General features: G+C 61.9%; 18 protein-coding genes and 1 other RNA gene. 6 read left to right on the top strand and 13 right to left on the bottom strand.

Translation table 11 applies throughout. The annotated features are described in order from the left end of the window. Window positions 1-36 precede the first annotated feature (36 nt). Entirely contained in the window at window positions 37-807 is a 771-nt protein-coding gene (locus ACFSDX_RS06175) for an AMP nucleosidase (RefSeq protein WP_382312362.1), read from the bottom strand. A gap of 326 nt (window positions 808-1,133) precedes the next feature. On the opposite strand from ACFSDX_RS06175, the gene ACFSDX_RS06170 reads away from it, so the two are divergent. After that, window positions 1,134-1,547: a type I restriction enzyme HsdR N-terminal domain-containing protein gene (locus tag ACFSDX_RS06170; protein ID WP_382312361.1), complete on the top strand. Its 414-nt coding sequence runs from the start codon at window positions 1,134-1,136 to the stop codon at window positions 1,545-1,547. A gap of 45 nt (window positions 1,548-1,592) precedes the next feature. Beyond that, a complete protein-coding gene (locus tag ACFSDX_RS06165; RefSeq protein WP_382312360.1) occupies window positions 1,593-2,456 on the top strand; it encodes a fumarylacetoacetate hydrolase family protein in 864 nt (287 codons plus the stop codon). A gap of 216 nt (window positions 2,457-2,672) precedes the next feature. On the opposite strand, the gene ACFSDX_RS06160 is transcribed toward ACFSDX_RS06165, so the two are convergent. Continuing rightward, entirely contained in the window at window positions 2,673-3,545 is an 873-nt protein-coding gene (locus ACFSDX_RS06160) for an SDR family oxidoreductase (RefSeq protein WP_382312359.1), read from the bottom strand. 171 nt (window positions 3,546-3,716) lie between these two features. On the opposite strand from ACFSDX_RS06160, the gene ACFSDX_RS06155 reads away from it, so the two are divergent. Next, on the top strand, window positions 3,717-4,073 hold the full coding sequence (locus ACFSDX_RS06155; protein ID WP_382312358.1) for a winged helix-turn-helix transcriptional regulator: 357 nt from the start codon (window positions 3,717-3,719) through the stop codon (window positions 4,071-4,073). A 123-nt stretch (window positions 4,074-4,196) separates the two neighbouring features. On the opposite strand, the gene ald is transcribed toward ACFSDX_RS06155, so the two are convergent. The 4 genes from ald to ACFSDX_RS06135 all read right to left on the bottom strand — a co-directional run bounded on the left by ald (window position 4,197) and on the right by ACFSDX_RS06135 (window position 7,451). Next, complete coding sequence (gene ald, locus ACFSDX_RS06150; protein ID WP_382312357.1) at window positions 4,197-5,324, bottom strand: alanine dehydrogenase; 1,128 nt, start codon at window positions 5,322-5,324, stop codon at window positions 4,197-4,199. 148 nt (window positions 5,325-5,472) lie between these two features. Then, window positions 5,473-5,991 (bottom strand): VOC family protein, encoded by a 519-nt coding sequence (locus tag ACFSDX_RS06145; RefSeq protein ID WP_382312356.1) that lies wholly within the window; start codon window positions 5,989-5,991, stop codon window positions 5,473-5,475. 168 nt (window positions 5,992-6,159) lie between these two features. Beyond that, window positions 6,160-6,600, bottom strand: coding sequence for an META domain-containing protein (locus tag ACFSDX_RS06140; RefSeq protein ID WP_382312355.1), 441 nt, complete (start codon window positions 6,598-6,600; stop codon window positions 6,160-6,162). A gap of 80 nt (window positions 6,601-6,680) precedes the next feature. After that, the gene (locus tag ACFSDX_RS06135; protein WP_382312353.1) at window positions 6,681-7,451 is read right to left on the bottom strand and encodes a DUF1573 domain-containing protein; all 771 of its coding nucleotides are present in this window, start codon (window positions 7,449-7,451) and stop codon (window positions 6,681-6,683) included. A 205-nt stretch (window positions 7,452-7,656) separates the two neighbouring features. On the opposite strand from ACFSDX_RS06135, the gene ACFSDX_RS06130 reads away from it, so the two are divergent. Next, window positions 7,657-10,083: an alpha-ketoacid dehydrogenase subunit alpha/beta gene (locus ACFSDX_RS06130; protein ID WP_382312352.1), complete on the top strand. Its 2,427-nt coding sequence runs from the start codon at window positions 7,657-7,659 to the stop codon at window positions 10,081-10,083. Window positions 10,084-10,326: 243 nt separating this feature from the next. On the opposite strand, the gene ACFSDX_RS06125 is transcribed toward ACFSDX_RS06130, so the two are convergent. Beyond that, window positions 10,327-10,893, bottom strand: coding sequence for a hypothetical protein (locus tag ACFSDX_RS06125; RefSeq protein ID WP_382312351.1), 567 nt, complete (start codon window positions 10,891-10,893; stop codon window positions 10,327-10,329). Window positions 10,894-11,006: 113 nt separating this feature from the next. On the opposite strand from ACFSDX_RS06125, the gene ACFSDX_RS06120 reads away from it, so the two are divergent. Next, window positions 11,007-12,005 carry an acyl-CoA synthetase family protein gene (locus ACFSDX_RS06120; RefSeq protein ID WP_382312349.1) on the top strand — a complete coding sequence of 333 codons (999 nt, stop codon included), beginning with the start codon at window positions 11,007-11,009 and terminating at the stop codon, window positions 12,003-12,005. Window positions 12,006-12,048: 43 nt separating this feature from the next. On the opposite strand, the gene ACFSDX_RS06115 is transcribed toward ACFSDX_RS06120, so the two are convergent. Next, window positions 12,049-13,218 carry a sigma-54-dependent transcriptional regulator gene (locus ACFSDX_RS06115; RefSeq protein ID WP_382312348.1) on the bottom strand — a complete coding sequence of 390 codons (1,170 nt, stop codon included), beginning with the start codon at window positions 13,216-13,218 and terminating at the stop codon, window positions 12,049-12,051. A gap of 134 nt (window positions 13,219-13,352) precedes the next feature. Next, an RNA gene (gene rnpB, locus ACFSDX_RS06110) (RNase P RNA component class A) lies at window positions 13,353-13,839 on the bottom strand. 178 nt (window positions 13,840-14,017) lie between these two features. On the opposite strand from rnpB, the gene ACFSDX_RS06105 reads away from it, so the two are divergent. Further along, complete coding sequence (locus ACFSDX_RS06105; protein ID WP_382312347.1) at window positions 14,018-15,421, top strand: alpha/beta hydrolase family protein; 1,404 nt, start codon at window positions 14,018-14,020, stop codon at window positions 15,419-15,421. 6 nt (window positions 15,422-15,427) lie between these two features. On the opposite strand, the gene ACFSDX_RS06100 is transcribed toward ACFSDX_RS06105, so the two are convergent. The 4 genes from ACFSDX_RS06100 to ACFSDX_RS06085 form a co-directional block, all read right to left on the bottom strand. After that, window positions 15,428-15,772, bottom strand: coding sequence for a cupin domain-containing protein (locus ACFSDX_RS06100; protein WP_382312346.1), 345 nt, complete (start codon window positions 15,770-15,772; stop codon window positions 15,428-15,430). Window positions 15,773-15,907: 135 nt separating this feature from the next. After that, complete coding sequence (locus tag ACFSDX_RS06095) at window positions 15,908-16,831, bottom strand: metallophosphoesterase (RefSeq protein ID WP_382312345.1); 924 nt, start codon at window positions 16,829-16,831, stop codon at window positions 15,908-15,910. A gap of 160 nt (window positions 16,832-16,991) precedes the next feature. Next, window positions 16,992-17,438 carry a hypothetical protein gene (locus ACFSDX_RS06090; protein WP_382312343.1) on the bottom strand — a complete coding sequence of 149 codons (447 nt, stop codon included), beginning with the start codon at window positions 17,436-17,438 and terminating at the stop codon, window positions 16,992-16,994. A gap of 67 nt (window positions 17,439-17,505) precedes the next feature. Then, window positions 17,506-18,702, bottom strand: a complete 1,197-nt coding sequence (locus ACFSDX_RS06085; RefSeq protein ID WP_382312342.1) for a Smr/MutS family protein — start codon at window positions 18,700-18,702, stop codon at window positions 17,506-17,508. Between the last annotated feature and the right edge of the window lie 131 nt (window positions 18,703-18,833).

Raw genomic sequence — 18,833 nt, 5'->3', positions numbered from 1 at the left:
ATCTGCGCAATCCGTTAAATCCGCTAAATCTGCGATTTATTCGAATTTCATGTGCTTCACCGACTCGCCCGAGTTCTTCAATTCCAGCAGCGACTCGATGCCGATTTTGAGGTGCATTTTCACGAAGTCGGTGGTCACTTTCGAGTCCGACTCGGCGGTTTTCACGCCCTCGGGCGTCATGGGGTTGTCGCTCACGAGCAGCAGGGCGCCGTGCGGAATATCATTCATAAAGCCCACCACGAAGATGGTTGCCGTTTCCATGTCCACGGCCAGGGCACGCACGCGCTTGAGGTAGTCTTTGAACTCCTGGTCGTGCTCCCACACGCGGCGGTTGGTGGTGTACACGGTGCCGGTGTAGTAGTCGAGCTCGTGCTTCTTAATCATGGAAGAAACCGCGCGCTGCAAGCGGAAAGAGGGCAGGGCCGGAATCTCCTTAGGCAAATAATCATCGGAAGTACCGTCGCCGCGAATGGCCGCGATGGGCAGCACGAGGTCGCCGAGCTTGGTCTTTTTGAGGCCGCCGCACTTACCTAGGAACAGTGCTGCCTTGGGCTTGATGGCCGACAGCAAATCCATGACGGTGGCCGCCATCGGCGAGCCCATGCCGAAATTGATGATGGTGATGCCGCCCGAAGTAGCCGATTGCATTGGCTTGTCTTTGCCGCGCACCTCCACGTCGAATTGCTCGGCAAACATGTACACGTAGTTGCTGAAATTGGTGAGCAGAATGTACTGCCCAAACTCATTCAGCGCTACGCCCGTGTAGCGTGGCAGCCAGTTATTTACGATATCTTCTTTGGTCTTCATATCAGGGGTGAATTGGTGAAATAGTGAGTTGGTGAATAAGCTAAAAGACGCTTGTCATTGCGAGCGCAGCGAAGCAATCTTTCCTTGTCGTGTGCTGACGCTAGCTAAACGTGAAGAAAAGATTGCTTCGTCCTTGCTTGATGCGCAACATGCTCGCAAGGACAGATATTTGCGCATGTAGTAAAACGAAAAAAGCCGCCTACCCGGTAGGGTATGGCGGCGCGATGGGTGCTAAACCCAGGCGAAATGCGACAGCCAAACCCATACCTTTGGAGGTGATGCAAGTGTTGGACCTGCCGCCTTTCGACTACAAAATTAGGCAAAATTTGGCGAATATCCCGGAAATCTGGGATGAGCTGCGGCGCAAGTACGTGGTGCTGACCCCCGAGGAGTGGGTACGGCAGCACATGGCGCAGTACCTGATGACGCACCTAGGCTACCCGCGCGGCCTGCTTTCGCTGGAGCGCGGCCACCGCTACAACCAGCGCCAGAAGCGCACCGACCTCGTGGCCCTAGGCCCCGATGGGCGCCCGCTGCTGCTAGTAGAGTGCAAGCGGCCCAGCGTGGCCATCACGGCAGCCGTGGCCCAGCAGGTGGCCACGTACAACCAGACGATGCGGGCGCCTTATCTATTAGTTACCAACGGATTGGTGCACTACTGCTGGCGCGTTGATTTTGAGCAAGGCGTGAATGAGCGGCTGGCCGACATCCCGACTTACGCGGCCGCCGCGGCGGGGTAGGGCCGCCGTTTCCGCCGCTACGGCGCATCAGCCGTAAGAATGAGCATGAAATTATTTCGATTTGGCCCCGTGGGCCAGGAAACCCCCGGCGTGCTGAACGCCGCCGGCCTCTCGCTAGACGTGGCGGCCTTTGGGGAGGACTACGACGAGAAATTTTTTGCTACCGCGGGCCTTGCGCGCTTAGCGGCCTGGCTCGAAACTAATGCCGCCGCGTGCCCCGTGGTGCCGCCTGGCACGCGCCTAGGGCCCTGCGTGGGGCGGCCCTCCAAGCTCATTGCCATTGGCCTCAACTACCGCGAGCACGGCGTCGAAACAGGCCTAGGCACGCCTACCGAGCCGGTTTTCTTCCTGAAGGCGCCCTCCGCCATCTGCGGCCCCAATGACGAGGTGATACTGCCGCGCGACGCCACCAAGCTCGATTACGAAACCGAGATGGCGTTCGTCATCGGTCGCCGCGCTTCATACGTGTCAGAAGCCGAGGCGCTGAGCTACGTGGCCGGCTACACCATCCTCAACGACTACAGCGAGCGGGCCTTTCAGCTGGAGCGCGGCGGGCAGTGGACCAAGGGCAAGAGCGCCGATACCTTCGCGCCCCTAGGTCCGTATCTCACGCCCGCCGCCGACGTGCCCGACCCGCAGAACCTGCCCATCTGGCTCAAAGTCAACGGCGAGTTGCGGCAAGATGGTACCACCGCCGACATGCTATTTGCCCTGCCCAAGCTCATCAGCTACGTGAGCGAGTTCATGACGCTGCTGCCCGGCGACATCATCACCACGGGCAGCCCGGCGGGCTCGGGCGTGGGGCTGCACCCACCGCAGTTTTTGCAAGCCGGCGACGTAGTGGAGCTGGGCATTGGCGAGCTGGGTACCCAGCGTCAGCGCATTGTGCCCTTTCGGCTGAGCGAGTAGCGATGACCTAATAAGTCGTTTAATTAGCCTGAAAACCGACTGTTATTGCGAGCGTAGCGAAGCAATCGCACCTGTTAAGCCTCGTCCAGATGTGAGTGCTTCGCCACGCTCGCAAGGACAGTCGGTTTTTGCTAGCTTAAATATTTAGGACACAAAAAAGCCTCCGCAGCAGCTTGCGGAGGCTTTTTTGTGTCCTAGGGTAGTCCTTAGTCAACCTTATAGCTTGTAAGCGGCTTTTAGAAACTCGGCGGCCGACTCGGGCTTGCGGCCGAGCAGCTTCTCTAGGGTCGAAGCGGGAAAGTCAAACTCGCCCTGCCCGATGGCCACGCAGAAGCTGGCTGTCATTTGGATGGCCTCGGCGGGTACGCCGGCGGCCGCCAGCGCCGTGCCAAATGCTTCGGCATCAGGCGATACGTACTGGATGGTTTTGCCCGACAAGTCGCTCAATATTTTAGCAATGTCGTGGAAAGAGTACGAGGTATCGTTGCTGATTTCGTACGACTGGTTTTCGTGGCCGGTGCCGGTGAGCACGGCCGCGCCGGCGGCGCCCATGTCGGCGCGGCTCGCGTAGGGCACTTTGCCCTCACCAGCGGGTAGGTAGATGGTATTGGTGTCGAGCACCGGCCCCATAAACCAGGGCAGCACTTCGAGGTAGAGCGCGTTTTTGAGGATGGTGTAGGTGAGGCCCGACTCTTTGAGTAGCTTTTCGGTGAGGAGGTGGGCTTCGGCGATGGCCGAGGCGGCCGACGAGCCATCCTCCGTTTTGCGCTGAAAACTGGTGTACACCACGTGCTGCACGCCGGCTTCTTTGGCAGCGTTCACGGCGTTGGTTTGCTGCGGCCCGCGGTTGGGTACGTCGTTGCTAGACACCAAAAACAGTTTGTCAACGCCCGCAAACGCCGCTACCAGCGAAGCGTAGTCGTTGTAGTCGCCCTGCTTGATAATGACGCCCTGGGCTTGCAGGTCGGCGGCTTTGGCGGGGTCGCGCACCAGCACCGAAATAGCGCCGGGGCTAACGGTTTTGAGGAGGTTTTCGACGACGCCCTTACCTAGGCCGCCCGTGGCGCCGGTTACGAGTATGTTGCTCATGAGGAGAGAGAAAATGCAAGGCGCAAGCCCTGCTTTGGGAAGAACAAGCTCAGCCGGGCGCAAGTCGCCGCCGCTGGAGCTGAATGATGAAACAAAGGTCTGTACATTTGCTTACTAAAAGCCAGCAGCTACCTGAAGGTAAGCGCTTACCTCGGCTTAACCACTCCCCCGATGGACACCCCTACTCTTGGCTACTGCATTGAGGCCATTCGCCCGTTGCGCGACGCGCTCGACATCGTTAATGGCAAGTGGAAGCTCCAGATTCTGGTGGCGCTTCGCGTGGGCCACCACCGCTTTCGCGAGCTGGAGCGCGTCATTCCCGGCATCTCGTCCAAGGTGCTGGCCAAAGAGCTGAAGGACCTAGAGCAGCACCAGCTCATTCAGCGCACCGTGCACGAAGGCCCGCCGGTGCTGGTCAAATACGATATCCTGCCCTACGCCATCACCCTCGACCCGGTCATTTCCGCCCTGCGTGACTGGGGCGAGGGGCACCGCAAGAAAATAATGGGGTCAGCGGTGGAAGCATAAAAAAAGGCCCGCCGGACGAACGTCCGGCAGGCCTTTTCGGTGTACCTGTGGGTCCGCGAGTAGTGAGTACAGCAGCGCTGAATCAGCTACTCACGCGCGGACCCGCAGAGTCCACGGTACACTCTATACCGCAGCGCCTTCCAGCACCGAGTCCACGTCTACCAGGGGCAGGCCCCAGGCTTCGGCTACGCCTTGGTACACCACCTCACCGCGCACCACGTTGAGGCCGAGGCGCAGCGCGGAGTCGCGGCGGCAGGCCTCCTGCCAGCCTAGGTTGGCCAGCTTCACGGCGTAGGGTAGGGTGGCGTTGGTGAGGGCCAGGGTGCTGGTGTAGGGCACCGCGCCGGGCATGTTGGCCACGCAGTAGTGCACCACGTCGTCGATGATGAAGGTCGGGTTTTCGTGGGTCGTGGGGCGGCAGGTCTCGATGCAGCCGCCCTGGTCCACGGCCACGTCCACGAGCACGGTGCCGGGGCGCATGGTCTTGAGCATGTCGCGGGTGATGAGGTGCGGGGCCTTCGCGCCCGGAATCAGCACCGCGCCCACCACGAGGTCGGTGGTTTTGATGGCTTCGCGGATGTTGTACTCGTTGGAGTACTGCGTCACCACGTTTTTGGGCATAAAATCGTCCAACTCGCGCAGGCGGTTCAGGTTAATGTCCATGATGGTAACCTGCGCGCCGAGGCCAGCGGCTACCTTGGCGGCCTGGGTGCCCACGATGCCAGCACCCAGCACCAGCACGTGCGCGGGCTTCACGCCGGGCACGCCCCCTAGGAGAATGCCGCGGCCTTTCAAGGGCTTCTCTAGGTACTTGGCGCCTTCCTGCGGGGCCATGCGGCCGGCCACTTCGCTCATCGGAATAAGCAAGGGCAGCGCGCGCGAGGGCGTTTCTACCGTCTCATAGGCCAGGCAAATGGCCTTGCGCTCTATCATGGCGTGGGTCAATTCCTCGCCGCTGGCAAAGTGGAAGTAAGTGAACAGCAGCTGGTTCTCCTTGATGAGCGGGTATTCCTCCGCAATCGGCTCCTTCACCTTGATAATCATCTCGGCCTGCTTGTACACGTCGGCGATGGTCGAAAGCATCGTCGCGCCCGCCGTTTCGTACTCCGCATCGCTGAAGCCCGAGCCTTCGCCCGCGCCCGCCTGCACGAAAAGCGAGTGGCCGTTTTTGCGTAGCTCGGCCACGCCGGCCGGGGTCAGGCCAACGCGGTTTTCATTATTTTTAATTTCCTTCGGAACGCCGATAATCATGGGGTAGGGGAGGGGACAAGTAGGAAGAGAAAACGTGCCGTAAAGATACGCCCGGCCGTACCGTGGACCCTGCGGGTCCGCGCGTGAGTAGCCAAAAAGCTGCTACTACTATCTGCCCGCGCGCGGACCCGCAGGGTCCACGGTACCGTTACTCGGCCAGCTTTAGCAGCCCCTGCATGTCGAGCGCGTGGGTGTACATGGTCAGCTCGCCGGTGGCCGTGGTGGGCCACTCGGCGCGGGGGCGGTCCCAGTACAGCTCCAGGCCGTTGCCATCAGGGTCATCGAGGTAGATGGCCTCGCTCACGCCGTGGTCGGAGGCTCCGCGCAGCGGGTAGCCCGCCTGCAGCAGGCGCTGCACGATGGTGGCTAGCCCGGCCCGCGTGGGGTACAGGATGGCGGCGTGGTACAGCCCCGCGACGCCCTCGCGCGGCGCCGGGCGGCCCCCTAGGCTGTGCCAGGTATTGAGCCCGATGTGGTGGTGGTAGCCGCCCGCCGACAAAAACGCGGCCTGCCCCCCGGCCAGCAGCATCACCTCAAAACCCAGCAGGTCGCGGTAGAACCCTAGGGCCCGCTCAAGGTCCGTGACTTGCAAGTGGACGTGGCCGATGCCGGTGCCCGCGGGCACGGTGTAAGGCGGCAGCGCCGCGGCGGAAGTAGTAGGGTTCATAAGCGAAAGGTTGCTGAGTAAAGCAAAAGTAATGTACCTACATTAATTAATGATTAACCTTAAAAAAAGCTCTGCCAACCCGGCAGAGCTTTTTTGACCTAAGTCGGTAAGAAAGCCGATTGGTAAATAACTACTGGCTGCAACCAGACGGCCTTGCTTTGGTCTACCCTAGGGCGCAGCCTGAAAAATCAGCCGCGGCTGGGCAGCCTGGGCATCGTAGAGCCGTAGCTTGTCACCGCTGATTTCGTAACGGCTGGTTTGGGGCAAGGTAGCCAAGTAGCGGGGACCGATAACCGGGCTGGTACAGCTGCCTTTTGCGGTGGTCACTTGACTGATAGTTAATTGGCGAGCGCTGGCCGATAGCGTAAACTGCCCCGAAATAGCATCGCAAGCAGCTAACCCCGTCATTCGCTGGCCCGACGCTGCAAACTGGATATACGATTGATTGTCTTCGTAATAGCTCGAAGCCACCAGGGGAAACGCATCTATCTGCACCAGCATCCAGCGGGTGTTCAGCAGCTTGTCGGTTGGCTCCGGGTCGTCTTGGCAGCTGCTGAGGGCTAAGGCTGCCCCTAGGTAGAGAAATAGCAGCGTAAGTTGCTTATTCATAGGTGCTGGCCGGCCTAGGTAGGGGCTGGGAGTAGCCGGCGCAAATAAGAGCCCGCGCAGTGAGCATAGGTTGCACCCGGCTACTTAAACGGTACCGATGCCCCGCTCTCCTTCACCAAGCTGGTGGGTACCAGGTCCTTCACCACGTTGGCCTTGAGCGTGAGCTTGGCATCGCCGTGCAGGTCGTTGGACGACAGCTTTACTTCCTCGGTAGCCGCGCCCACGTTGCGCTGCGAATACACTAGCTCGACCACGGCGCTCTGGCCGGGCTTGATGGTGGGCGGTGCCCCGCGGTAGCCCACGCAGTAGCAAGGTGAGGAAATGGTGCTCAACACCAGTTCCTTAGGGCCGGTATTTTTGACACTAATGCGAGCCACCGGCTGCTGCCCGGCCTCGATGCGGCCGAAGTCGTAGGTGCTGCGCTCGAGCACCAGGCGCGGCGAGGCCGCGAGCTGGGCCGGCGTGAGGGTGGCGCGCAGCTCTTCTTTGCTGAGCACGGTGCCTTTGAGGCTGAGGACTTTGCTGCTCTCGGCGGCGTTGCTGGTCACGGTCACGGTTTTGGCGAACACGCCGGGGCGGCCCGCGCTGTTGTACACCGCTTTGATGACGCCCGACTTGCCGGGCAGCACCGGCGTTTTAGTCCAGTCGGGGGTGGTGCAGCCGCAGCTGGCCTGCGCGCTGGCAATGACAATGGGCTGGTTGCCGGTATTCTTAAACTTGAATTCATAGCTGGCCAGCGTGCCTTCGGGCACCTTGCCAAAGTCGTGGTCGGTGCGCTCAAACGTGAGCACGCCCTGGGCGCGGGCCCCTAAGGCTAACAAGCAGAAAATGAGCGTAGAAACGTAGCGCATAGCCGGGGTGCCAGGCAGCGGCCCGGCGCGTGAGGTGAACAAAAGGTGTGCGTTGGCGGCTTGTAGAGGTAAGCCCCACCGCCACTGCTCGCCCCCGACCTAGGCCGGGGGCTACAAGCAAATATACGGGCTGCCCCCGGCCGCTTCCGTAGCTTTGTGGCCTCATTCTACCCCTTCCCACCCGCTCACTCAAACTGCTGCCGCTATGTCCGTGCCCCTGCTTGCTGCTACCGAAGCCTCGGCCCTCCTTGCGCTCACCAAAGCCGACATTCTCGACGATTACCGCCTCGCGTGGGAAAGCCGCCACGCCTCGCTGGCCGGCCGCCGCGAGGTGTTTATGGGCAAGGCCAAATTTGGTATTTTTGGCGATGGCAAAGAGCTGCCTCAGCTCGCCATGGCCCGCGCCTTCCGGGCCGGCGACTTCCGGGCCGGCTACTACCGCGACCAGACCTTTATGGTGGCCATCGGCGAGCTCACCTGGGAGCAGTACTTTGCCCAGCTCTACGCCATCCCGGATGTGGAGGCCGAGCCCGCCACCGCCGGCCGCTGCATGAACGGCCACTTTGCCACCCGCCTGCTCGACGAGGATGGCAAGTTTAAAAACCAGGCCCAGGCCAAAAACTCGTCGGCCGATATTTCGCCCACCGCCGGCCAAATGCCGCGCCTTGTGGGCCTGGCCTACGCCAGTAAGCTCTACCGCCAAAACCCCGAGCTGCACCAGTTCAGCGACTTTTCGGTGAATGGCAACGAGGTGGCCTTCGGCACCATCGGCAACGCCAGCACCTCGGAGGGCATGTTTTTCGAAGCCCTGAACGCAGCTGGCGTGCTGCAAATACCGATGCTGGTGAGCGTCTGGGACGACCACTACGGCATCTCGGTGCCCGCTGAGTACCAGACTACCAAGCAAAGTATTTCGGCCCTGCTCGCCGGCTTCCAGCGCGACGGCGAGGGCCAGGAAGGCTTCGAGATTTACGTGGTGCGCGGCTGGGATTACCCCGCCCTGCTCGACACGTACCAGAAAGCCGCCACCATTTGCCGGGCCGGCCATGTGCCCACGCTAATCCACGTAACCGAGGTGACCCAGCCCCAGGGCCACAGCACCAGCGGCTCGCACGAGCGCTACAAGCCCAAGGAGCGCCTGAGCTGGGAAGAGCAGCACGACTGCCTGACCAAGATGCGCGAGTGGCTGCTCACCGAGGGCATTGCGGGCGAAGACGAGCTGGCTCAAATCGAGAAAACGGCCGCCGCCGTTATCAAGCAAGCCCGCACTGCCGCCTGGGGCGCGTACTTCAATCCCATTCAGCAGGAGCGCGACGAAGCCCTGAAGGTGCTCAATCAGCTGGTGGCCGACAACGGGGCCGAAAACCAGCTAGCCGAGCTCGTTAAGAGCCTGCAAACCAACGTGACGCCCATCCGGGCCGACATCGTGCGCACGCTGCGCAAGGCGCTGCGCCAGGTGCGCAACAACCGGCCCACCGGCGGCCGCCGCGCCGCCCAGCGCCTGCTCGAAGAGTGCCTGGCTAACAGCTCCGACCGCTACAACTCCTACCTCTTCAGCCAGAGCGACGAGGCCGTGGGCAACATCGAAGAAGTGCCCGCCGAGTACGCCGACAACGCCCCCTCGGTCGATGGCCGCGAGGTGCTGCAGGCGTGCTTCACCGCCAACTTCGAGCGCGACCCTAGGGTGCTCGCCTTCGGCGAAGACGTGGGCTACATCGGCGACGTAAACCAGGCGTTTGCGGGCCTGCAAGCCCGGTTCGGCGACCTGCGGGTAACCGATACCGGCATCCGCGAGTGCACCATTATCGGGCAGGGCATTGGCACCGCGCTGCGCGGGCTGCGGCCCATTGCCGAGATTCAATACCTTGACTACCTGCTGTATGCCGTTCAGACGCTCAGCGATGACCTAGCCTGCTTGCAGTACCGCACCAAGGGTGGGCAGAAGGCGCCGCTCATCGTGCGCACCCGCGGGCACCGCCTGGAAGGCGTGTGGCACTCGGGCTCGCCCATCCAGATGATACTCGGCGCCATTCGGGGCATGCACCTGTGCGTGCCGCGCAACATGACCCAGGCGGCGGGTTTCTACAACACGCTGCTGCGCAGCGACGAGCCGGCCATTGTCATTGAGTGCCTGAACGGCTACCGCCTCAAGGAAAAGCTGCCCGCCAACATCGGCGAGTTTACGCTGCCCCTAGGTCGGCCCGAAGTGCTGCGCCAGGGCGACGACCTCACCATCGTGACCTACGGCTCGATGTGCCGCATCGTGCTCGACGCCGCCCAGCAGCTGGCCGCCGAGGGCATTTCGGTGGAAGTGATTGACGTGCAGACGCTCTTGCCCTTCGACACCGACCAGCTCATTGCCGACAGCCTGCGCAAGACGGGCCGCGTGGTATTTGCCGACGAAGACGTGCCCGGCGGCGCCACCGCCTACATGATGCAGCAAGTGCTTGATAATCAGCAGGCCTATCAGTTGCTCGACTCGGCCCCGCGCTGCCTCGCCGCCCAGGCCCACCGCACGCCCTATGGCTCCGATGGCGACTACTTCTCCAAGCCCAGCGTGGAGGACGTGTTCGATGTGGTGTACGAAATGATGCGCGAGGTTGACCCCGAGCAGTTTGCGAGTATTTATTAGGCTTTCTGTTTCATAAGCAGCTAGAGCAAAAACGAGTGTCATGCTGAGCGTAGCGAAGCATCTCTACCGCTTCGTTGAGCGGGTTAGAAGAAGCAGTAGAGATGCTTCGCTACGCTCAGCATAACGGACGCCTTTGCTTTATTCTGCTTAAAAAATTAGTTTATAGGCCTGCCCTAGGTGCCCAAAAAAGCCCGCTAGCAGTACTAGCGGGCTTTAATTCTAGAAGTACTAACGCCTGCCTACCTAGCGCGGCGAAATAATCAAGCTGGTGGTTTCAACTTCGTTGCTACGGTTCAGGGCGCGGTCGTAGATGCTGACCCGGAATTTAATCTCCTGCCCAGGCAGGTAAGGCGAGCCTAGGTAGAAGCCATACGCCCGCGTGAGGGTGCCCCGCAGCGGCGACTTCCGGTTGTCGGTCGTCGGCGAGAGGTGGTCGAAGAGGCTGTACAAGTCGCTCTTAGGTAGATAGTTGTAGAAAGTCCGCGCCGAGTCGAACCGCCCGCCGGCGTTGGGGTTTTTGATGAAGGCCGTATTGATGTAGTTAACGGCGGCCAGAGTCTTGGAGCCGTAGGGCGCCGTTTGGGCTTCCACGCTGTTGAGGCCCAGGTCACCGTCGCCATCCTGAAAATTTACCGTGATGTACACCGAGTCGATGGGCACGGTAGAATTGGCAACCACAAAGCGCTGGAGGCGAATGCTTTCAAAGTTGATGGCTGGCGTTTCGGGATAGCTAGGCGCGCTGAGGCAGCCCGCAAGGCAGCCCGCCCCCGCACTCAACAGCCCCACCACTCGCAGTAGTCGCAGATTCATACGCAAGAGAAAGTTATAGTAATACCACCCGTGGCCGGTGCCGAAGATACGCTGCCTGACAACGATGTGGCCCACCCGATTGTTGTGAGCTTCCATAACCCCGCTAGTTTCCTATGAGTTTCCGCGCTGACTATCTCCGGCAACTGCCCCACCTCACGGCGGCCACCGCCGAAGCGGCTGCGCTGCGCCTCTACAATTACCAGGCCCAGCACTGCCCGCCTTACGCCGCGTATCTGGCGGCCCTAGGCCGCCGCGCCCCGGTCACGCGGATGACGGATATCCCGTTTCTGCCCATCGAATTCTTCAAAACCCACGCCGTGCGCACCGACCCCGCCGCGTGGCAGCCGCAGGAAGAATTTCGCAGCAGCGGCACCACCTTGCAGCAGCGCAGCCGCCACTTGGTGCGCGAGCCCGCGTTGTACCGCGATAATGCGGCCCGCATCTTCGAGGCCGCCTACGGGCCGCTCACGAGTTGGATATTCCTAGGGCTGCTGCCCTCTTACCTGGAGCAAGGTGAGTCGTCATTGGTGGCGATGGTGGCTGATTTTGCCCAGCGCTCGGGGCAAGAGCAGGAGGCGTTTTTTCTGCGCGACCACGCCGGTTTGCTGCGGGCCCTAGGTGCCGCCCAGGCGCAGGCTGGCCGCCGCGTGATGCTCTTTGGCGTCACCTACGCCCTGCTCGACTTGGCGGCCGAGGTGGGCGCCGCGCCCGAGCTGCAAGGCATCACGGTGCTCGAAACGGGCGGTATGAAGGGCCGCCGCCGCGAGATGATTCGGGAGGAGCTGCACCAGGAGTTGCAGCAGGCGTTCGGCCCCGCGCCCATCCACTCCGAGTACGGCATGACGGAGCTGCTGAGCCAGGCCTACTCGCCCGGCGAGGGCCTGTTCTACGCTCCGCCGCAGTTGCAAGTGTTGCTGCGCGACCCCGCCGACCCGTTTTCGGTGAGCGCGGACCGGGTCGATGGCGCCATCAATGTCGTTGACCTGGCCAATATCGATTCTTGCGCCTTCATCGAAACCAAAGACCTAGCGCGGCGCCATCCGGGTGGCGCTTTTGAAGTGCTGGGGCGGATGGATAACTCGGACATCCGGGGGTGCAGCCAGCTGGTGTAGCAAGCAAGTAGCTCGGACTCGCAGAGTCCGAGCTACTTGCTTGCTACTTACCCGCAAATGCCTTGGCATCAGCTTCTTCAATGGTGGCGTCGCTCATGATAACCAGGCGTTCAATCACGTTGCGCAGCTCGCGGATGTTGCCGCGCCAGTCGAGGCCTTGCAGGTATTTGAGGGCGGCGGGCGATATTTTCTTGGGCTTGTCGCCGTAGTCGGCGGCGATGTCTTGCAGGAACTTCTGTATCAGGTCCGGAATGTCGTCGCGTCGGTCGTTGAGGGCCGGCACTTTGATGAGGATAACGGAGAGGCGGTGGTACAAGTCCTCGCGGAAGTTCTTATCGGCAATCTCCTGCAGCAGGTCCTTGTTAGTGGCGGCCAGCACGCGCACATTCACCGAAATTTCCTTCTCGCCACCCACGCGGGTAATCTTGCTTTCCTGCAAGGCGCGCAGCACCTTGGCCTGGGCCGAGAGGCTCATATCGCCGATTTCATCCAGAAAGAGCGTGCCGCCGTCGGCCTGCTCAAACTTGCCGATGCGTTGCTTCACGGCCGAAGTAAAGGAGCCTTTTTCGTGGCCAAATAGCTCGCTTTCAATCAACTCCGAAGGAATGGCGGCGCAGTTGACCTCCACCAGCGGGCCGTTGGCGCGGGGGCTGAGCTGATGCAGCTGGCGGGCCACCATTTCTTTGCCGGCGCCATTGGGGCCGGTGATAAGTACGCGGGCATCGGTGGGGGCCACGCGTTCGATGGCTTTGCGCACGGCGCCCAGCTCGGCCGAGGCGCCTATCATTTCGGAACCCTTGCCGGTGCTCACGGCCAGTTTTTTCTTGAGCGTTTTAGTCTCGGTCACGAGCTTGCTGCGGTCGAGGGCATTGCGCACGGTCACGAGCAGACGGTTGAGGTCGGGCGGCTTGGGCAGGAAGTCGAAGGCGCCTTTTTTGGTGGCTTCCACCGCCAGCTCGATGTTGCCGTGGGCCGAAAGCATGATAAACGCCGCGTCGGGGGCCAGGGTGCGGGCGCGCTCCAGCACCTCTAGGCCATCCATGCGGGGCATTTTAATGTCGCACAGCACCACATCGTACTTCTGCTGGATGAGCAGGTCGAGGCCGGTGGGGCCGTCTTCGGCCTGGTCTACCTGGTAGCCTTCCAGCTCCAAAATGTCCTTGAGGGCAAAGCGAATGGCTTTTTCGTCGTCGATGGTGAGGATGCGCGGCACGGTAGTATGGGGTAATGAGCGTAATAGGTAATGAGCGTAATGAACAAGCAGGTGGTAAAATTACCCATTACCTATTACGCTCATTACTCCATCAAAAAAAGGCGGCTGCCTCTTTGCAGAAGCAGCCGCCGAAATTAGGCAATGAGCCGATAAGCCGGGTTCTGTCACGCCCTTCGAAGTTTCCTTCGGCGGCGGCCCCACCATTTATCTAGGCCTAGGGTCGCCCCTAGGCTCCAGCGACCTACCCGCAAACCCGAGCGGGCCGCCCGGTGCCAGCGGCCCGAGGGCCGCCAGCGTGTCTGCTTATTTGGTCTTGCAACCCCTGAGGTTTACCCAGCCGGCATGGTCACCCAGCCGCTGGTGCGCTCTTACCGCACCTTTTCACCCTTACCAGTTTTCAATGAGCAATTAACAATGAGCAGTGAACAGACCGAATAGTCAATCTGCTCATTGCTCATTGTTAATTGCTCATTGAAAAAGTCGGCGGTTATTTTCTGTGGCACTGGCTGTCCTGGCCCGATTGGCCAGTCCTTCCCGTTAGGAAGCAGGGTGCCCTGCGTAGCCCGGACTTTCCTCCCCGCCCGCATTTGCGTTGGGCGCGGCGGTGGGGTGGCTCACTGCGGAAGCAAAGGTACGCCGTTTGGCCGCGTAGCGTTAGCTGGCGTGTGCAAATGCGCCTCGCGTGGCATCTTTAGAATAAGAAAATCTTGAATTTTACCTTAGTTCTATGCTGCGGAATAAAGCTATTCCTGCCAAACTAGCTGGCTTGCTGAGTAATTGTTGGGTGCTATCTGCCTGCTTGCTAAATATATTTAATAGCCATGCTTTTGGGCAGGCGCCCGCGCTCGCACCTTTGCGCGGCACTTGGGCGGGCACGATTTTGCTGTTTGGTAGCCCGGCCTTGGTGCTGGTTGATTTTGAGGCGCAGCAACAAATGCCAGCTCGCAAAGCAACGGTTTCACTGCCGAGCCTAGGCCTGCACGCGATGCAAGTAGACCAGCTTAGCCCCGTTGGCGATAGCGTGCGGCTAAGCATCAGCGCGATGCCAGGCAGCTACGTAGCACGCCGCACCACCGACACGCTGGGCTTGGCTGGCTACTTGCTGGCGGCCGGCCAGCGATTGCCCTTGCGGCTGAGCCCGGTAGCACCCGCGCGCCTGGCCAAGCTTTTACCTAGGCGCCCCCAAGCGCCCGCTCAGCCGATACCCTACCGCGAGCTAGCAACCACGTTTGCGGGCGGGGCACCGGGTGTAACGCTGGCGGGCACCATCACGGCGCCACCTAGCTTGCGTGGGCCGGCCGTAGTGTTCATTTCAGGCTCGGGGCCGCACAACCGCGATGGCGAGGAGTTTGGGCACAAGTCTTTCTTGGTGCCCGCCGATGCGCTCACGCGCCAGGGTTTCATTGTACTGCGTTACGACGAGCGCGGGGTAGGGGCCTCCACCGGTCGCTACGCCCCGGCGGGCACCGCCGACTTTGCCCGCGATGCCGCCGCTGCGGTGCGGGCGCTCCGCGCTGACCGCCGCCTACACCTAGGGCGGATGTACGTGCTGGGCCACAGCCAGGGCTCACTGGAAGCTGTGCAAGTGGCCGCGCAAGACCCCACGCTGGCGGGCGTAGTGCTGCTGGGCGGCATCAGCCAACCCAATGCAATGCTGTACCAGGCCCGGATGCGGGCAAATTTTCAGGCGCGCCTGGCGGCCGCCAGTGCTGCTGACAAGCCCGGCGTGGAGAAATACATCAAGCTGCACGACCGGCTCATTGCCATCGCCGCCGCCGTGCCCGACAGCGCCTCCGCCCTGGCCCAGATGCAGCGCGAAGCGCCGGCCCTAGGAGTCAGCGCCGAAGAGGTGGGTTACTACGTCCCCACGTATCTGGAGCATACTGTGCACGACATCCTGGCGCAAGACCCTAGGCCCAATTTGCGTCGGCTAAAGATGCCCGTGCTGGCCCTCACGGGCGACCAGGATACCGAAACCCCCGCCGCTACCCAACTGCCCGCGCTGCAAACGGAACTCAAGCTAGCCGGCAATCAGCACGTGACGACGGCCGTGGTGCCGCAGGTAAATCATTTTTTTCAAACCAACGTGCCGGGACAGGAAAAGTCGCCGTTTGACAATCCGGAGACCTTTTCACTAGTTGAGTTGCGGCTGCTGGTGCAGTGGCTCACGCAGCAAGCGGGGCTCACGCCATCGCGTAAATGAGGCGCGTTAGCCAGGCAGAAAATCGAGCCGCACGGGGCTAAACGAGTCGAGCAATACGCCCGCCTGCCGGGCCACTACGCCGTGCGGCACGTTGGGCGCGGCGTAGAAGGTGTCGCCGGCTTGTAGCACGCGGGTTTCGTCACCCACCGTCACTTCAAACTCGCCGCTCTCGACGTAGGAAATCTGGCTGTGCACGTGCTGGTGCCGCGCGCCTACCGCGCCGGTTTCAAACTCTACTTTTACCAGTAGCAGGTCGTCGTTGTAGGCCACCAGGGTGCGGCGCACGCCGGGCGCCATTTCTTGCCAGGCTAGGTCGGCGGCGGGGCTAAAAGCGGGAGTGGAGTGGGTCATAGGATTTTGTAAGAAATAGGGATTGCTATAAAACTGCTGTCATTGCGAGCGCAGCTAAGCAATGACAACAGAACGAGCTTCTTCGATGCGATTGCTCCGCTGCGCTCGCAATGACAGATGCTTTTGCGCGGAAACTTACGCTACCCACACCAGCTTATCAGCACTCAGCACCACCTCGCCGTCCCAGCGGTAGCCGACTAGCTGGCCGCCCTTGGCCACGCTGTAATCGAGGCACACGGCGTGGGGCTGGAGGAGCTGCGGCGCGCCTTGCAGCCAGTAGTGGCCGAAAAATACGGGCGTCTCATCTTGGTAATAAAACGGGTCGAGGCTGGCAACGTCTACGGGCTGGCCGTGCAGCTCGGGCAGGTCTTCGAGGTAGTAATGAGCGTAGCTGGGGGCGGTGGCGGGGTTTTGCCACCAGCGCACGCGCATGAGCTCGCGCGGGTGGCCGTCTTTATCATGGAAGCTGACGCCTTTTGGCAAGCGCACCTCGCGGCCTTTCAGCGTTACCTCAGTGGCCTCGTACTCGAGCGAGCCGCGGTGGCCGGCACGCAGCATAAACTCGGGGGTGAGGCGCAGGCCGGGCAGCTCAGCGCGCAGGTAGTCGATGTGCCGGGGCTCCCAGCAGGCGTGCACGGCGCGCAGGCCGGGCAGCTCCAGGGCCAGCGGCAGCGTGAGAAACCATCCTAGGTAGTCCTGCCACTCCTGGAAAAGCTCGGGCGTGCCAAACTCCGTTATTGTGCGGTAATGCTGCTTGATGTGCCAGGGCCAGTGCGGCCGCAGGTGGCCGCCGGTCGGGTATGCTTGCCAAAAAGCCAACGCATTATACTCGTGGTTGCCCAGGATGGCGAGCGCCGCGCCGCCCTCCACCATGCCGCGCACCAGCTGCAAAGTTTCCCGGATTTTGGGGCCGCGGTCGACGTAGTCGCCCAGAAAAATGACCTGGCGGCTGGCCGGGTGGCGCGGTACGCCCGCCGCATCGGGGCGGTAGCCTAGGTGATGGAGCAGGGCCCGCAGCTCGTCGGCGTGGCCGTGAATGTCGCCGATAAGGTCGTACATGGAAAGAAGATAACGAACAAAAAGCTCCGTAGCGTGCCGGCTGAGCCGGAACTACGGAGCCGCTTAGGGTAAGTGCAAAAGCGAAAAAAGGTTGCCCTTGCTACACGCGCAAGGGCAACCTTTTTTGTCTGGCGAGCGGACCTAGGGCCGTAGCAGGCGGCTATTGGGCCACGGCTAGCTGCTGCCGCAGGGCGCGCTTGGTGAGCGAGTGAATCTTGCCATCCAGGCCTTCGCTGTAAAAGTGCTCGGTGATAACCTGCGTGTAGCGGCCGTTCTGCACGGGGCGCTGGCGGTTATATATCACCAAGCCATTCTGCTGGGGCTGAAGGCGGTACTGCTTGTTATCAACCACCCGGAAGGTTTGTCCTTGCATGTTGGCGTAGCCCCACGCATGGGTGAGGGGCACCCGGTGCACGGCGTAAGTACTAGCGTGCACCACTTCTAGGTAGGGGTGCGCGGCAACGGGGTTCGTGACGGTGCCCGGCTTGGCCGGACTGTTTTGCACGTACTCCTGGCTGCTGGTGTACACGCCGGGTTGGTACTGGGCCAGGGCGGAAGGGGCCCCGGCCACCAAGCTGGCGGCAAGGGCAAAAAACAACGTTTTCATGGGCGGGAAGGGTAGGTAGGGAGGTCCCTAGTATACGTACCCCCCCCGCCGCAAGTTCCTGCTCAGTCTACTTCAGGCGCACTAGCGTGGCGCCGTAGCCGAACTTCTCCTTCTGGGCTTCTTCAAAGAATTTGATGTCCTTGTTGCGGCTCAGCTGGCGGTGAATCTCCTTGCGTAACGTGCCGTTGCCGGCGCCGTGGATGAAGATGATTTCGTGCATGTTGGTGGCCAGGGCGCGGCTCAGCGCATCCTCAAACGCATCGAGCTGGAGGCGCAGCATGGCGGTGTTGCTCAGGCCTTCAGCGCCCTCGGGGCGCAGGGCTTCGAGGTGCAGGTCGAACTCGTGAGGCGGGGCCACGAGGGCGGCGGCCGGCTTGGGTGGGGCGGGCGCGATGGCGGCGGGCACCGGCGGCGCGGGCTTGTCGCCGCCTAGGGCCTGCTGGAGCACGTTGGCCCGCTTGGTATCGAGCACGGGCGCCGGGGTGGCGGCAGCTTCGAGGGCGGCTTCGGCCTGGGCCAGCTTCTCGGGGTTGAGGGCCGGGGCGGGCCGCTCATCAAGCTGAAAGAGATAGGCTTCCTTGCCGATGACAGGCGCCGGGCGGCGGCTGGTGTAGAACGTGCTGGCCTTGAACGACTGACGCTTGGTAAGCAAGTCGTAGGCTGAATCGCTGTTCAACTTGAAATTGAGCATCTGAAACACTACCGCGGGCCACTCCTCGAAGTCCTTGAGGTGCAGATGGGCCAGCGGGGCGCTGGCGGCCTTGGCCTTTAGCTTATCGGCGGCCAGGGCGCGGTACTTGCCCTGGCGCTCCTCGCCGTAGGTGAATACTACTTCCGACTCGGTGTTATTGAGCAGGTGCAGGGCTAGCAGCTCGGGCGCCTGGTGCACCAGGGCCAAGTATAGGCCCTTGGCGGCGGGCGGCGGCGGGGTAGCGGCAGCCGGGCGCGGCGGCATGGCGGCGCTGGGGCCAGCCGTGGCGTTGGCCGGACCCGGGGCCGGAGCGGGCGTGCCGGGGCGCTGGGCCTTGGGCTGGCCACCTAGGGGCTTGTTTTTCTTGCTGCCGGTGGCGGGGCGGGCGGGCTCGGGGGCGGCGCGGCGGAAGGCCTGGCCTTCCTCGGCGGCCACGGGCACGAGCTCGCGCAGCAGTACCGGGATGGTAAAGTCGTTGTCGATAGCTACTTCGACGAGCTCGCTGTCGAGCACGCGGGTGATGATACCTTCTTCGGTGCCGGTGAGCAGGCGGACGCGGTCTCCAACGTTCATAATCTTCTACTAATAATGCGAATGCTACGAGTACGCAGCCGGGGCGCAAAGGTAGGCGCCCCGCCGAGGGCCGCCCCTAGGTACCCGCCCGCGCCGCCCATCACTCGGAATCGATTTCGGAAATGCAACGC

The organism is Hymenobacter bucti (assembly GCF_042681145.1).
GTDB lineage: Bacteria > Bacteroidota > Bacteroidia > Cytophagales > Hymenobacteraceae > Hymenobacter > Hymenobacter bucti.
This window is presented reverse-complemented; position numbering and strand designations above follow the sequence as displayed.

Excerpts from the sequence above, each read along its gene's own strand:
- ACFSDX_RS06175 (WP_382312362.1), bottom strand. The coding sequence starts at position 807 with ATGAAGACCAAAGAAGATATCGTAAATAACTGGCTGCCACGCTACACG.
- ACFSDX_RS06165 (WP_382312360.1), top strand. The coding sequence starts at position 1,593 with ATGAAATTATTTCGATTTGGCCCCGTGGGCCAGGAAACCCCCGGCGTG.
- ACFSDX_RS06160 (WP_382312359.1), bottom strand. The coding sequence starts at position 3,545 with ATGAGCAACATACTCGTAACCGGCGCCACGGGCGGCCTAGGTAAGGGC.
- ACFSDX_RS06155 (WP_382312358.1), top strand. The coding sequence starts at position 3,717 with ATGGACACCCCTACTCTTGGCTACTGCATTGAGGCCATTCGCCCGTTG.
- ald (WP_382312357.1), bottom strand. The coding sequence starts at position 5,324 with ATGATTATCGGCGTTCCGAAGGAAATTAAAAATAATGAAAACCGCGTT.
- ACFSDX_RS06145 (WP_382312356.1), bottom strand. The coding sequence starts at position 5,991 with ATGAACCCTACTACTTCCGCCGCGGCGCTGCCGCCTTACACCGTGCCC.
- ACFSDX_RS06140 (WP_382312355.1), bottom strand. The coding sequence starts at position 6,600 with ATGAATAAGCAACTTACGCTGCTATTTCTCTACCTAGGGGCAGCCTTA.
- ACFSDX_RS06135 (WP_382312353.1), bottom strand. The coding sequence starts at position 7,451 with ATGCGCTACGTTTCTACGCTCATTTTCTGCTTGTTAGCCTTAGGGGCC.
- ACFSDX_RS06130 (WP_382312352.1), top strand. The coding sequence starts at position 7,657 with ATGTCCGTGCCCCTGCTTGCTGCTACCGAAGCCTCGGCCCTCCTTGCG.
- ACFSDX_RS06125 (WP_382312351.1), bottom strand. The coding sequence starts at position 10,893 with ATGAATCTGCGACTACTGCGAGTGGTGGGGCTGTTGAGTGCGGGGGCG.
- ACFSDX_RS06120 (WP_382312349.1), top strand. The coding sequence starts at position 11,007 with ATGAGTTTCCGCGCTGACTATCTCCGGCAACTGCCCCACCTCACGGCG.
- ACFSDX_RS06100 (WP_382312346.1), bottom strand. The coding sequence starts at position 15,772 with ATGACCCACTCCACTCCCGCTTTTAGCCCCGCCGCCGACCTAGCCTGG.
- ACFSDX_RS06095 (WP_382312345.1), bottom strand. The coding sequence starts at position 16,831 with ATGTACGACCTTATCGGCGACATTCACGGCCACGCCGACGAGCTGCGG.
- ACFSDX_RS06090 (WP_382312343.1), bottom strand. The coding sequence starts at position 17,438 with ATGAAAACGTTGTTTTTTGCCCTTGCCGCCAGCTTGGTGGCCGGGGCC.
- ACFSDX_RS06085 (WP_382312342.1), bottom strand. The coding sequence starts at position 18,702 with ATGAACGTTGGAGACCGCGTCCGCCTGCTCACCGGCACCGAAGAAGGT.